Origin of the sequence: Neobacillus niacini NBRC 15566, from assembly GCF_001591505.1 — a bacterium.
GTDB classification, from domain to species: Bacteria; Bacillota; Bacilli; order Bacillales; family Cytobacillaceae; genus Neobacillus; species Neobacillus niacini.
In genome coordinates this window covers 164,283-178,945 of sequence record NZ_BCVA01000001.1, presented here as the reverse complement: position 1 = coordinate 178,945, position 14,663 = coordinate 164,283, and the positions used below count along the sequence as shown (strand labels likewise).

Here is a 14,663-nt window from a genome sequence, read left to right as displayed (position 1 = left end):
TTGTTTTATATAAAGATTATTCGACAAAAGAATAGAATTTTAAGGCTTATATGCGAATTTAGTCGAAATTTAAAGGAAAACAAAGAAAAGATAAGATATTATCACTATTTTAAGAAATATTAAAAAAACTAGAGGAATTTTAGTTGCATTGTCGAATTTCTAATTTAGAATAGAATTAAGACAATAAAGAACAATGATAAATAGAGATATGACCCATTTGGATCGAGGAGGATATAAAAGGTGAAAAAAATTAAAGTTTGTGTCGTTGACGACAATAGAGAATTAGTGGGATTATTAGAGGACTATATTTCGTCCCAGGATGATATGGAGATTGTAGGTATCGCTCATAATGGTCAGGATTGTTTAGATCTTCTTGAATCCACAGATACAGATGTACTCGTTTTAGATATTATTATGCCTCATCTTGATGGGTTAGCAGTGCTTAAGCGCTTAAGAGAATTAAAAAAGGGTGCAATTCCAAACGTTATTATGTTGACTGCATTTGGTCAAGAAGACGTTACAAAGAAGGCTGTGGAACTCGGAGCTTCCTACTTTATTTTAAAGCCATTTGATATGGAGAATTTAGGAAACCATATCCGTCAGGTAAGTGGTAAAAGTAGTCAGGTTAGCCGCAAAGCCCCTACTGGAAATTACCGTTCGCATACTGAACATAAACCAAGAAATCTCGACGCCAGCATTACAAGTATTATCCATGAAATTGGTGTTCCTGCGCATATTAAGGGATATCTATATTTACGTGAGGCCATTTCGATGGTATACAATGACATTGAATTGCTGGGATCGATTACGAAGGTTTTATATCCTGATATTGCAAAGAAATATAATACGACAGCCAGCCGTGTGGAACGTGCGATTCGCCATGCAATCGAGGTAGCGTGGAGCCGTGGGAATATTGATTCCATTTCCTCTTTATTCGGGTACACTGTAAGCATGTCTAAGGCGAAACCAACAAACTCAGAGTTTATTGCCATGGTTGCAGATAAACTGCGTTTAGAGCATAAGGCCTCTTGAAGAGATCTATAATATAAGGAAAAGCCTTCATTTTAAAAATGAGGGCTTTTTTTGTATAATAAATCTTATTTATTTTCTTTTTCAAGTTCCATTAACTTTTGAATAAGTATATGTTGAGGCATATGCATAAGTTGTTCTATTGGAACATTTAATTTTTCGGCCAGCTTAACCGCTGTTCCAGGGGATAATTGTAAAGGTTTCATTGCAGGTTCGTACCTCCATTCTTTAGTTAGGGAGTGAAAAAATGACACAAATTTTTGCTCATCGAGGTTATTCTGCACTTTTTGCAGAAAATACAATGAGTGCATTCATAGCAGCTGAGAAGGCAAATGCAGACGGTTTAGAGCTCGATGTCCAATTAACCAAAGACGGTGAAGTAGTGGTCATTCATGATGAAAAAGTTGATCGGACAACAAGTGGTTCTGGCTTTGTTAAAGATTATACTTTTAATGAGATACGAAAGCTCAATGCCAACAAAAAAGGTGTGAAAAAAGAACCAATCCCATCTTTAATTCAGGTTCTTGAATGGATGCAATCCAATCAGGTAGTTTGTAACATAGAGTTGAAAAATAACCTGTTTCCATATGAAGGGATGGAAGAAAAGGTTATTCAGCTTGTTCGAAACTATAACTTAATGGATCGGATTATCTTTTCTTCTTTTAATCACTATAGTATCGTCTTATGTTATCGGATAGCACCTGAAATCGAGACAGCACCGCTATTTAATGAGCGAATCTATATGCCGTGGGTTTATGCGCAATCCATCCGCGCAAAAGGTATTCATCCCAAATTAGCAACGATAACAGATGATATTATCGATGGCGCAATAAAAAATGGAATTGCAGTTAGACCATACACTGTTAATAAAGACAACGATATCAGCAGGCTTTTGAAAATTAACTGTACAGCACTTATCACGGATGATCCGGTAAAGGCGATAAAAATTAAACAACAATTTGAAAAGAGACCATAGTTGGCCTCTTTTATTTTTTTGTGTTTGAAAACCGCGTTTGTACTTTATTTCTCTTTCTATCACGATGAAAAATGAAGCCTGCCACAAACCCCAAACCTCCTATGAATAGAAACAGGCCTAAAAGGAATTGAAGCCATAGGAAAGGAATTGGGCTTTGCAGAATCCCAAATGTCATATCACGCATTAATTTAATCCCATAACCTGCTAAAAAGCCTGGAATAACCAATATAAGTAGAGCAATAATCCGCCTCATAATTAAATCCTTCCAATTGTTTGATAAGTTATAAGAATTATACCTTCAAAAGAAATATTAGTACAAGGATATAATTTGTCAAGGTAAGGAAAAAAATATAGAATAGATAATGAAAAATATTGCATGTTTTCGATTATGTTGGTGTGAAAAAGTTTTCTTTTTCAAATATAATAAAGGGGCGGAAAAATGCAAAATGTTATGATTGTTGGTGCCGGTAAGGGTGGTACAGCGATCCTTAAATTACTTAATGAAACAGAAGTATTGAATGTCCAGGTTGTGATTGATAGAAACTTTGATGCACCGGGGATCGTACTGGCACAAAGTGAGGGGATAAAGACCGGGATAGACTGGAAACCATATTTAAACGAACAAATTGATATCATCATAGAGGTAACTGGAAATGAACATGTTTTTCAAGAGTTAAGGAGTACGAAGGACAAGAAAACCGTTTTAATTCCTGGGAGTGTTGCATTTCTTTTAGCAAAGCTATTAGAAGAAAAGGAAGAACTAATCGTTAAGCACCAAAATGCCTCCTATCAACAAGAACTAATCTTTAATGCAACGAATGATGGAATGTTGGTAATAGACCCTAAAGGGATTGTGATTTTATTTAATCGCATGGCCGAAGAAATGACAGGTGTAAAACGAGGTCAAGCGATTGGGAAAAACGTCATTGACGTAATTCCAGAAAGTAGACTTCCTTTCATTCTTGAAACAAGAAGAATAGAGAAGAATCAAGAAATGACTTTGGGGAACGGGCGAAAAATTATCACAACCCGTATTCCTATCATTGAAGAAAATGGAACGTTAATTGGTGCGTTTGCAGTTTTTAAAGATATCACAGAAGTAGTGAACCTTGCTGAGGAAATTACGGATTTAAAAGAAATTCAAACCATGCTTCAGGCGATTATCCACTCAAGTGATGATGCGATTTCTGTAGTGGATGAAAACGGAAGAGGTCTTCTCATTAATCCGGCGTATACCCGGCTAACCGGGCTAACAAGAGAGCGCGTGATTGGACACCCGGCAACTGCTGATATATCAGAAGGTGAAAGTATGCATATGAAGGTTCTTCAAACAAGAAGAGCAGTCCGTGGAGTCCCGATGCGAGTTGGTGCAAATAAACGGGAAGTTATTGTTAATGTGGCCCCGATTATTGTAGAAGGGAAATTAAAAGGCAGTGTTGGAGTTATTCATGATATGTCAGAAATTAAATCCCTAAACCGGGAATTGAACCGTGCGCGTCAAATCATCCGAACGCTTGAAGCCAAGTATACCTTTGAGGATATTATCGGAAGTTCTGAGGAGATGACGCTTGCAATTGAGCAGGCTAAACTTGGCGCAAAAACGCCGGCAACCGTTCTTTTACGAGGTGAGTCTGGTACAGGGAAAGAATTGTTTGCCCATGCTATACATAATGCAAGTGATCGAAAATACAACAAATTTATACGTGTTAATTGTGCTGCCATTTCAGAGACCCTTCTAGAAAGTGAATTATTTGGTTATGAAGAGGGGGCCTTTTCAGGGGCAAAAAGAGGAGGGAAAAGAGGTTTTTTTGAAGAGGCGAATAATGGAAGTATTTTTCTCGATGAAATAGGTGAACTATCAGCTAATACTCAGGCGAAATTACTGAGGGTCTTGCAAGAAAATGAAATCATTAGAGTAGGCGGCACCAAACCAATTCCGATAAATGTTAGAATCATTGCTGCAACACATGTGAATCTTGAAAAAGGAATTGCGAAAGGTTCTTTTAGGGAAGACTTATACTATCGTTTAAATCGTATGCCTATACATATACCTCCACTCCGGAATCGAAAAGAAGAGATACCTGTTTTGTGTGAAAGGCTTATCCAAAAAATTAATCGTGATTATGGAAGAAATGTGGAGGGTGTTGCCCAGGCTGCACTCCTGAAATTAATGAATTATGATTGGCCGGGAAATGTACGGGAACTAGAGAATATTCTTGGGCGGGCAATGATCTTTATGAATTACTATGAAACATTGATTAATATACATCACCTCCCTGAACTAAGAAAAAAAACGGGAACTGAACCACAAGTATCAGACGTTAGTGAATCCATTCAGCAGGATCGGTCCTTAACTGCTATGGTTGAAGAGTATGAATCTGAAATTATCCAACAATCGCTTCAACGTTTTAATGGGAATAAGACGGCGGCTGCTAAAGCACTTGGTTTGTCGGTAAGAAATCTTTATTATAAGTTAGAAAAATACAAACTTGAAAATAATAGCATGCAATAAATTTCATAGTATGAAAATAATTGCACTTTTTATTCTGGGTTATAAAGCGTTTTCAAGGAATTTCACTTGGCACAGATTTTGCATATTAAAATTATGGAGTTGGAGTTGAAGAAAGAAAGGGTTGATGACAACTTGTTGCTTGAAACACTAATAAACAAAGCAACCCAATTGGATGACATCACGGTCGCTGTTGCAGTGGCAGAAGATGAAGAAGTAATAGGAGCCGTTATCGAGGCATTAAACCGAAATCTTGCCAATTTTATCTTATTTGGTGATAATGAAAAAATTAATATGATTTTGAATGGGAATCATAAAGACCAACAAAAAACTAATAAAAGTCTTACTATTGTTCATGCAGAATCCAACACGATGGCCGCAGAACTGGCAGTCAAGGCTGTATCGACTAAGGAAGCTACTGTGTTAATGAAAGGGAATATCCCAACGAGTGATCTATTAAAGGCTGTTTTAAATAAAGAATACGGTCTAAGAACGGGAAATGTATTATCGCATGTGGCGGTCTTTGAGGTCCCAGAGTACAATCGGTTTATCATCGTTACGGATGCAGGGATGAATATTTCACCAAATTTAGAGCAGAAAGCGCAAATTATAAGAAATGCGGCAGCCATAGCAAGAGCAATTGGAATAGAATATCCTAAAGTTGCTCCTATAGCCGCTGTTGAAGTAGTAAATCCAGCTATGCAAGCCACTATTGATGCCGCTTCATTGACCATTATGAATAAACGAGGGCAAATCACAGGCTGTATAATAGATGGTCCATTAGCATTAGATAACGCCGTTTCTGCTTTAGCCGCTGAACACAAAGGAATTCATAGTGAAGTAGCAGGAAGAGCTGATATTTTATTAGTTCCCGCTATTGAAGTTGGAAACGTCTTATATAAGTCATTCATTTATTTTGCAAAAGCAAAAGTAGGGGCGGTTATTGCTGGGGCGAAGGCTCCTATTGTATTAACCTCAAGAGCTGATTCAGCGGAAAGTAAGCTATATTCACTTGCACTTGCTATCTGCTCTGTTACAAAATAGATTGTGTAACTAAAAGGGAGGATTTTTACCATGGAAATTTTTAAGTACTTAGAACAATACGATTACGAGCAAGTTGTTTTTTGTCAGGATAAACAATCGGGATTAAAAGCAATTATTGCGATACATGATACAACATTAGGTCCTGCCCTAGGCGGTACCCGTATGTGGACATATGAATCAGAAGAAGCAGCCATTATTGATGCATTACGTTTAGCAAAAGGGATGACGTACAAAAACGCAGCAGCAGGACTAAATCTTGGCGGTGGAAAAACCGTTATTATTGGTGACCCTCGTAAAGATAAAAATGAAGAATTGTTCCGTGCTTTCGGCCGCTATGTTCAGGGATTGAATGGAAGATATATCACTGCAGAGGATGTTGGAACAACGGTTGCAGACATGGATTTAATTCATGAAGAAACAGACTATGTCACTGGTATTTCACCAGCATTCGGTTCTTCTGGCAATCCTTCACCTGTTACGGCTTATGGGGTATACCGTGGTATGAAAGCTGCAGCAAAGGAAGCGTTTGGAACGGATTCATTAGAAGGTAAAGTAATTGCGATTCAAGGTGTTGGGAATGTAGCTTATACTCTTTGTAAATACTTGCATGAAGAGGGCGCACAACTAATTGTTACGGATATTAATAAAGAGGCTGTTCAGCGTGCAGTAGAAGATTTTGGTGCACGTGCGGTTGACCCAAATGAAATATATGGAGTTGAATGTGATATCTATGCTCCTTGTGCTCTTGGGGCAACCATTAATGATGATACGATTCCACAACTTAAGGCAAAGGTTATCGCTGGGTCTGCAAATAATCAGTTAAAAGATACTCGTCATGGTGATATTATCCATGAAATGGGTATTGTTTATGCTCCCGATTATGTAATAAACGCTGGAGGCGTAATTAACGTTGCTGATGAACTTTATGGGTATAACCATGAACGTGCGATGAAGAAGGTCGACCAAATTTATGCAAGTATTCAAAAAGTAATCGAAATTTCTAAGCGTGACGGCATTCCAACATATGTTGCAGCAGATAGAATGGCTGAAGAGAGAATTGAAAAGATGCGTAATTCTCGCAGTCAATTCCTCCAAAATGGTCATCATATTTTAAGCCGTCGTTAAAAAAAGAAAGGGCAGAGCGCTGAGTGAGTAATTCAGCGTCTTTTCCCTTTAAATGATGTAAAAATGTAAAAAAATGGAGGTAAAACACGTTGCCTGATACTAAATATCGAATACTCGTCATCAATCCAGGTTCCACTTCCACTAAGATTGGGGTCTTCGATAATGAAATTTCCATTTTTGAAAAAACAATCCGTCATGATTCAGAAGTCATTAATACATTTAATAATATTATTGATCAATATGAATTTAGAAAAAATACAATCCTGGAAACACTGGATAATGCCGGGATTAATATATCGAAGCTGAGTGCTGTATGTGGACGCGGCGGGTTGCTTCGTCCAATCGAAGGCGGTACCTATGCAGTCAATAATACTATGCTTGAGGATTTACGGACTGGTTTTGCTGGGCAGCATGCTTCAAATCTAGGTGGTATTATTGCCTCCGAGATTGCTTCTGGTTTAAATATACCTTCGTTTATTGTCGATCCCGTTGTTGTAGATGAATTAGAACCTATAGCAAGAATTTCTGGTTTTTCTTTAATTGAGCGGGTAAGTATTTTTCATGCACTTAATCAAAAAGCTGTGGCACGAAGAGTCGCAAGAGAATTAGGAAAAAAATATACCGAATTAAACCTTATTGTTACCCATATGGGAGGGGGCATTACGGTTGGGGTACATAAGCAGGGCAAAGTCATTGATGTAAACAATGGCCTCCACGGTGATGGTCCTTTTAGCCCGGAACGCGCTGGAACGGTTCCAGTAGGAGATTTAGTTGCGTTATGCTTTTCTGGTCAGTACTACCGTGATGAAATAATGAAGAAACTTGTCGGTCAAGGGGGGCTTGTTGGTTACCTTGGAACCAACGATGCACTCGAAGTGGAAAAAAGAATTGAAGCTGGCGATGAACAGGCGTCTCTGATTTACGAAGCAATGGCTTACCAAGTTGCAAAGGAAATAGGAGCTGCCAGTGCAGTTTTAGCTGGGAAAGTAGACGCGATTGTGTTAACCGGCGGACTCGCGTATGGGAAGGGATTTGTGAAATCCATCACCGATAGGATTAATTGGATTGCAGATACCATTGTCCATCCAGGTGAGAATGAACTTCAAGCATTAGCGGAAGGTGCACTAAGAGTTTTACGTGGAGAGGAAAAGGTTAAAGACTATCCTAGTACGTTTAAAATAGCAAAAATCTAACAATTTGGGGAGGAAACACAGTGTCACAAGAATACGATTTAGTCATTCTTGGCGGTGGTACCGGCGGTTATGTGGCTGCCATACGTGCCTCTCAGCTTGGCTTAAAAACGGCAATCGTTGAAAAAGGAAAACTAGGAGGAACATGTCTTCATAAAGGATGCATCCCAAGTAAGGCGCTTCTAAGAAGTGCTGAGGTATATGCCACTGCAAAACACAGTGAAGATTTTGGTGTCATAACAAGTGAAGTTTCCTATAACTTTGGAAAAGTACAGGAAAGAAAAAATAAAATCATTGAACAACTTCATAAAGGTGTACAACATCTCATGAAGCAAGGGAAAATTGATGTTTATGAAGGGTTAGGCAGGATATTAGGGCCATCGATTTTTTCACCAATGCCTGGAACGATTTCGGTAGAAATGAATAATGGCAATGAAAATGAAATGCTCATTCCGAAAAATGTTGTCATTGCGACAGGTTCGAGACCTAGAACGCTTCCTGGACTTGAAATTGATGGAGAATTCGTTATCACCTCTGACGAAGCATTGGAGCTTACAAGCTTACCCGCTTCTATCATTATTGTCGGAGGCGGTGTGATTGGAATTGAATGGGCTTCTATGCTATCTGATTTCGGGGTCGAAGTCACGGTTATTGAATATGCAGACCGCATTATTCCAACTGAAGACCATGAGATATCTAAAGAAATGCAGCGCCTCATGAAGAAAAAGGGAATAAAACTTGTAACAGGAGCGAAGGTTCTGCCGGAAACAATAGTAAAAAGTGATGGCGTAACTATTTCTGCTGAAGTGAAGGCTGGCATAAAAGAATTCAAGGCAGAAAAACTTCTCGTATCAGTAGGCCGACAAGCAAATGTCGAAGGAATTGGATTGGAAAATACAGATATTCAGGTTGAAAAGGGTTTTATTGTTACCAATGAATTCTACCAAACAAAAGAATCTCATATTTACGCCATTGGTGATGTGATAGGCGGTCTGCAGCTGGCGCATGTTGCCTCCCATGAGGGAATAATTGCAGTTGAGCATATTGCTAGAAAGGATCCTTCAGAGCTTAATTACAATCTCGTGTCTAGATGTATCTATAGCAATCCTGAGGTTTCGAGTGTGGGGATTACCGAGGAACAGGCGCGCGTTAAGGGTCATAAAGTAAAAGTGGGCAAATTCTCATTCCGAGCGATCGGGAAGGCTCTTGTATTTGGAGAATCCGATGGTTTTGTCAAGATTGTCGCTGATGAGGAGACTAATGATATTCTAGGGGTGCATATGATTGGTCCTCATGTAACAGACATGATAACAGAGGCAGGATTGGCAATGGTATTGGATGCAACACCATGGGAAATAGCTCATACCATTCATCCTCATCCAACACTATCGGAGGCCATTGGTGAAGCTGCGCTTGCAGTGGACGGAAGAGCAATCCACTCATAATTTTGAATGCGTATCTATATGAGCAAACGGGAGGTAAAAATAAATGGCTGAGAATCGTCATCATGTATTAGGATTAAGTGATGAAAAGGTTTTAGAAATGTATGAAACAATGCTTCTAGCCCGCCGGATTGATGAACGGATGTGGCTATTGAATCGTGCTGGTAAAATACCATTTGTAATTTCATGTCAAGGACAAGAAGCAGCGCAAGTAGGTGCAGCATTTGCTCTTGATAAAGAAAAAGATTATGTATTGCCCTATTACCGCGATATGGGTGTAGTTTTAACTTTTGGAATGTCGCCAAAAGAACTAATGCTGTCTGGATTTGCTAAAGCGGAGGACCCAAACTCAGGCGGCAGGCAGATGCCTGGACACTTTGGGCAAAAGAGAAATCGAATTGTTACTGGATCATCTCCTGTAACAACTCAGGTTCCTCATGCTGTCGGGGTAGCGTTAGCAGGGAAAATGGAAAGGAAGGATCTTGTGACCTTTGTAACCTTTGGTGAAGGTTCTTCAAATCAAGGTGATTTCCATGAAGGAGCTAACTTTGCAGGAGTTCATAAATTACCAGTCATATTTATGTGTGAAAACAATAAATATGCTATTTCTGTTCCAATCGAGAAACAATTGGGATGTGAAAAAGTATCTGATCGTGCCATTGGATATGGTATGCCAGGATTTACTGTTGATGGAAACGATCCATTAGAAGTGTATAAAGTGGTAAAGGAAGCAGCAAACCGCGGCCGCAGAGGAGAGGGTCCTTCATTAATTGAAACAGTCTCCTATAGACTGACACCACACTCTTCAGATGATGATGACCGCTCGTACCGCGCCCCGGATGAAGTGGCTAAAGCGAAAACAAAGGATCCAATTATAACCTTTGGCGCTTATCTAAAAGAAACAGGTGTGTTGAATGATGAGTTGGAAAAAGAAATTAACGATCGTGTGATGAAACAAGTGAACGAAGCCACTGATTATGCTGAGAATGCACCGTATGCAGCACCTGAACACGCGTTGAAATACGTTTATGGTGATAAGTAAGGGGGATGTAACATGGCAGTAATTTCTTATATAGATGCGGTCACAATGGCCATTCGGGAAGAAATGGAACGTGATCCAAAGGTATTTGTGCTTGGTGAAGACGTAGGAGTAAAAGGCGGTGTTTTTAAAGCGACTCAGGGTTTATACGAACAATTTGGTGAAGAGCGTGTCATTGATACACCGCTTGCTGAATCTGCAATAGCCGGGGTAGGAATCGGAGCAGCGATGTATGGAATGCGGCCGATTGCTGAAATGCAATTCGCTGATTTTATTATGCCTGCTGTAAACCAAATTATTTCAGAAGCGGCAAAAATTCGTTATCGATCAAATAATGACTGGAGTTGTCCGATTGTTATTCGTGCTCCATATGGCGGAGGCGTACATGGTGCCCTTTATCATTCGCAATCGGTTGAGGCAGTTTTTGCGAATACGCCAGGATTGAAGATTGTAATGCCATCCACACCTTATGATGTGAAGGGGTTATTAAAAGCAGCTATTCGTGATAATGATCCGGTGTTATTCTTTGAACACAAGCGTGCATACCGGTTAATTAAAGGTGAAGTCCCAACTGCTGATTATACATTGCCAATCGGAAAAGCAGATGTAAAGCGTGAAGGCGAAGACATTACTGTGATTACTTATGGGCTTTGTATTCATTTTGCCCTTCAGGCAGCTGAAAAATTAGCCAAGGATGGGATATCCGCACATATTTTGGATCTAAGAACGGTTTATCCACTCGATAAAGAGGCAATCATTGAAGCAGCAGCCAAAACTGGTAAGGTTTTACTTATTACAGAAGATAACAAAGAAGGCAGTATTATTAGTGAAGTTTCTGCCATCATTGCTGAAAATTGCTTATTTGAGTTAGATGCGCCAATTATGCGCTTGGCAGGACCAGATGTTCCGGCAATGCCATATGCTCCTACAATGGAGAAGTTTTTTATGGTCAATCCAGACAAAGTTGAAAAAGCAATGCGCGAGCTAGCGGAGTACTAATAGGAGGTTGGGAACTTGGTAATCGAACAAATTAAAATGCCTCAGTTAGGGGAAAGTGTAACCGAAGGAACAATCTCAAAGTGGCTTGTTTCTGTAGGAGATAAAGTAAATAAATACGATCCATTAGCCGAGGTAATGACGGATAAAGTAAATGCAGAAGTCCCTTCTTCCTACACAGGTACAATTAAAGAGCTAATTGCCGAAGATGGTGACACACTTGCGGTCGGTGAAGTCATTTGTACCATTGAAATCGAAGGCGGTGCGGTTCAAGAAGAAAAAACTAGTGACCAAAAAGATGATGTTCCAGAGATGGCTGCAGTTTCTGAACCAACCGACCAAAGTAACAAAGCTCGATTTTCTCCAGCTGTTTTAAAAATTTCTCAAGAACATGGTATTGATTTATCTCAGGTGACAGGCACCGGTGCAGGCGGCCGTATTACACGGAAAGATTTATTGAAATTAATAGAATCTGGTAATATCCCTACTGCAGGAGGGAAGGGAGAGGGAACTATGGCTGAGGAGGCTCAAGTTGCTGCAGTACAAGAGACTACCCCATCTGTTGCAGCTCAGTCAGCAGCAGCTCCGAAGCAGTCTGTTCCTGCTCCGAGTATACCTGTCACTGCAGGCGATATCGAAATACCTGTAACAGGAATCCGTAAAGCAATTGCTGCAAATATGCTGCGTAGTAAGCATGAAGCACCGCATGCTTGGACCATGATAGAAGTGGATGCAACCAATCTTGTAGAATACCGCAATTCCTTAAAAGACGAATTTAAGCAAAAAGAGGGCTTTAATTTAACTTTCTTTGCCTTTTTCGTAAAAGCTGTTGCACAAGCCTTAAAGGAATTCCCACAGATTAATTCGATGTGGGCTGGGGATAAAATTATTCAAAAGAAAGATATCAATATCTCCATTGCAGTTGCAACAGAGGATGCATTGTATGTACCTGTTATTAAGCATGCCGACGAGAAAACGATAAAGGGAATTGCTCGTGAAATTTCTGAACTTGCTGTTAAAGTAAGAACCAATAAGCTTCGCTCAGAAGATATGCAGGGTGGAACTTTTACTGTCAACAATACTGGTTCATTTGGCTCAGTGCAATCCATGGGTATCATCAATTACCCACAGGCGGCAATTCTACAGGTAGAATCAATTGTTAAACGCCCTGTAGTGATGAATGGAATGATTGCCGTTCGTGATATGGTTAATCTATGTATGTCACTCGACCACAGAGTTTTAGACGGATTAATTTGCGGTCGATTCTTACAACGAGTAAAAGAAATCTTAGAAAACACATCAAAATCTACAACTTCAATTTATTAAAGAAAAATAACCGCTGCCGGATTGGTCTGCGGTTATTTTCATTGCTTGAAATCAAATAGTGTCCTAAAATAAAAAGTAACAGGAATTTAAAGAATATTATGTATTTGAGGGGGGAGTTTTATGAGTTTAGATAACCTGCGAAATCAATCTTTTCCTTTAAGCAGAATAGAGGACTGGCAAGCAAAAGCAGAAGAAACTTTGAAGGGTAAAAGTATTGAAAAGTTAAAAAGCAGTACATATGAAAATATAATTTTGAAACCGCTTTATTATCGGCGGGATAAGCAGCAAGCACCGGAGTATCCGGGAGGTACAGATTTTCGTAGAGGTATTTATCCTTTAGGATACGTAACAAATGATTGGAAGGTAGCACAGAAAATTACATATCATTCTGTTGACCAATTAAAGGAAAAGCTTCAAGGGAGCGTTGAAAAAGGACAAACAGCGCTTTCATTTGAAGTTTCGGAGGCGCTTTTTGAATCAAAAGGAATAATAAATGAAATACTTGGAGATTTACCTGATGAATTTCCGTTTGCCGTTAATGGGAGAGGTATACAATCAGCATTGCTAGCGGCATTAACCGAACGTAAGGAAAGTGCTGATCTGATTAGTGGCTATGTCGGCAGCGACCCCATTTCTCTGTTTGCGGAAACCGGATTTATTGAAGAAGACTTCTTCAAGAGTTGGATGATTGATATAAAGCTTGCAAATGAAAAACTACCAAAATTACGGACAGTCCTAATAAATACCTCAACCTACCATCAAGGTGGTGCCAATGCGGTTCAAGAGTTGGGAATTGCAGCAGCGACCGGTATCTTTCATCTTCAGAAATTATTAGATAGTGGTATGAAGTTAGAGAATGTTCTTGGAAAAATGATTTTTCAATTCTCAATTGGCAGTAATTTCTTTATGGAGCTAGCTAAGATACGTGCAGCGAGAATTCTTTGGAATAAAATTACTAATGTTTATGGGGCTGATCCAAAGGACAGGGGAATGCATATTGCAGCAGAGACGTCTTCATTTACAAAAACCGTTTATGACCCATATGTTAACCTCCTACGTGCTGGAAATGAGGGATTCGCAGCAGTTCTGGGAGGAGTCCAATATCTGCATATAACTCCGTTTGATGATATAACTGGCAGTTCTCTCCTTTCAGAACGAATTGCCAGAAACACGCAAAACATTCTAAAGGAAGAAGCATATCTACAAAAAGTGGTCGACCCTGCGGGAGGATCTTGGTACGTAGAAGCATTAACAGTAGAGCTTGCAGAAAAAGCTTGGCAGTATTTTCAGCAGATTGAAGCAAAAGGCGGTATGTTGGAAGTATTAAAATCGGGCTGGTTACAAGATGAAATAACATGTATTCGAACAAAACGGGAGCAGGATGTATCTACAAGAAAACAAAGTATTGTAGGGACAAATGTGTATGCCAATCTTGCTGAAACGGCTGGTTCTTCTACAATTCAAACGTGTAATAACCTTATAGGTGTTGATGGTACTAATACGATTAAAATTAAGAGAATAAAAAATATGAGGTTATCAGAACCATTTGAAAAACTGCGGAAAATAAGTGAAGAGATTGAAAGTAAATCAGGTTCGAAACCCAAAATCGGCATGATTTGTCTAGGAGAGTTAAAAAACTTTAAACCTAGGTTAGATTTTATGAGAGGATTCGCAGCTGCTGGCGGAATTGAAGCGGTGGAAAGTGGTTCTATTACCTCCTTAGAGGATGCCAAACAATTTGTTATAGGAACAGACACAAAATATTTTTGCTTATGTGGAAGCAATGACCATTATGAATCAATTGGACATGATATTCTTTCAGAGCTAAATAGAGAATTTCCTGAGCGGACTTTTTACTTAGCAGGACTGCCAGAAAAAGAGTTGCAAACCAAATGGTCAAATGAAGGGATAAAGCAGTTTATTCATATGAATTGTAACTGTTATGAAATTCTTTCAACCATTTTAAAAGAAATGGGGGTGGCATGAA

At 39.3% G+C, this 14,663-nt stretch carries 13 protein-coding genes; 11 read left to right on the top strand and 2 right to left on the bottom strand.

Annotated elements, in window-relative coordinates; all coding sequences use genetic code 11:
• The first annotated feature begins 240 nt into the window (after nucleotides 1-240).
• On the top strand, nucleotides 241-1,032 hold the full coding sequence (gene spo0A, locus BANA01_RS00940) for a sporulation transcription factor Spo0A (protein ID WP_034673133.1): 792 nt from the start codon (nucleotides 241-243) through the stop codon (nucleotides 1,030-1,032).
• Between the two features lie 65 nt (nucleotides 1,033-1,097).
• Here spo0A and BANA01_RS28915 read toward each other — a convergent pair whose 3' ends face one another.
• Nucleotides 1,098-1,235 (bottom strand): YycC family protein, encoded by a 138-nt coding sequence (locus BANA01_RS28915; RefSeq protein ID WP_082799344.1) that lies wholly within the window; start codon nucleotides 1,233-1,235, stop codon nucleotides 1,098-1,100.
• A 41-nt stretch (nucleotides 1,236-1,276) separates the two neighbouring features.
• On the opposite strand from BANA01_RS28915, the gene BANA01_RS00935 reads away from it, so the two are divergent.
• Entirely contained in the window at nucleotides 1,277-2,005 is a 729-nt protein-coding gene (locus BANA01_RS00935) for a glycerophosphodiester phosphodiesterase (RefSeq protein ID WP_034673135.1), read from the top strand.
• 10 nt (nucleotides 2,006-2,015) lie between these two features.
• Here the strand turns inward: BANA01_RS00935 and BANA01_RS00930 are convergent, their stop codons facing one another.
• The gene (locus BANA01_RS00930; RefSeq protein WP_034673137.1) at nucleotides 2,016-2,258 is read right to left on the bottom strand and encodes a DUF2627 domain-containing protein; all 243 of its coding nucleotides are present in this window, start codon (nucleotides 2,256-2,258) and stop codon (nucleotides 2,016-2,018) included.
• Between the two features lie 186 nt (nucleotides 2,259-2,444).
• Here BANA01_RS00930 and BANA01_RS00925 point away from each other — a divergent pair, with 186 nt between their 5' ends.
• The 9 genes from BANA01_RS00925 to BANA01_RS00885 all read left to right on the top strand — a co-directional run bounded on the left by BANA01_RS00925 (nucleotide 2,445) and on the right by BANA01_RS00885 (nucleotide 14,662).
• On the top strand, nucleotides 2,445-4,517 hold the full coding sequence (locus BANA01_RS00925) for a sigma-54 interaction domain-containing protein (RefSeq protein ID WP_034673139.1): 2,073 nt from the start codon (nucleotides 2,445-2,447) through the stop codon (nucleotides 4,515-4,517).
• Nucleotides 4,518-4,649: 132 nt separating this feature from the next.
• A complete protein-coding gene (yqiS, locus tag BANA01_RS00920) occupies nucleotides 4,650-5,558 on the top strand; it encodes a phosphate butyryltransferase (protein WP_034673248.1) in 909 nt (302 codons plus the stop codon).
• Nucleotides 5,559-5,588: 30 nt separating this feature from the next.
• Entirely contained in the window at nucleotides 5,589-6,683 is a 1,095-nt protein-coding gene (gene bcd / locus BANA01_RS00915) for a branched-chain amino acid dehydrogenase (protein ID WP_034673141.1), read from the top strand.
• Between the two features lie 89 nt (nucleotides 6,684-6,772).
• Complete coding sequence (gene buk / locus BANA01_RS00910; RefSeq protein WP_034673144.1) at nucleotides 6,773-7,876, top strand: butyrate kinase; 1,104 nt, start codon at nucleotides 6,773-6,775, stop codon at nucleotides 7,874-7,876.
• A 20-nt stretch (nucleotides 7,877-7,896) separates the two neighbouring features.
• Nucleotides 7,897-9,318: a dihydrolipoyl dehydrogenase gene (gene lpdA, locus BANA01_RS00905; protein WP_034673147.1), complete on the top strand. Its 1,422-nt coding sequence runs from the start codon at nucleotides 7,897-7,899 to the stop codon at nucleotides 9,316-9,318.
• 43 nt (nucleotides 9,319-9,361) lie between these two features.
• A complete protein-coding gene (locus BANA01_RS00900) occupies nucleotides 9,362-10,357 on the top strand; it encodes a thiamine pyrophosphate-dependent dehydrogenase E1 component subunit alpha (RefSeq protein ID WP_034673149.1) in 996 nt (331 codons plus the stop codon).
• Nucleotides 10,358-10,369: 12 nt separating this feature from the next.
• A complete protein-coding gene (locus BANA01_RS00895) occupies nucleotides 10,370-11,353 on the top strand; it encodes an alpha-ketoacid dehydrogenase subunit beta (RefSeq protein ID WP_034673152.1) in 984 nt (327 codons plus the stop codon).
• A gap of 15 nt (nucleotides 11,354-11,368) precedes the next feature.
• Entirely contained in the window at nucleotides 11,369-12,676 is a 1,308-nt protein-coding gene (locus BANA01_RS00890; protein WP_034673154.1) for a dihydrolipoamide acetyltransferase family protein, read from the top strand.
• Between the two features lie 120 nt (nucleotides 12,677-12,796).
• Complete coding sequence (locus tag BANA01_RS00885) at nucleotides 12,797-14,662, top strand: methylmalonyl-CoA mutase subunit beta (protein ID WP_034673156.1); 1,866 nt, start codon at nucleotides 12,797-12,799, stop codon at nucleotides 14,660-14,662.
• Nucleotide 14,663 lies beyond the last annotated feature (1 nt).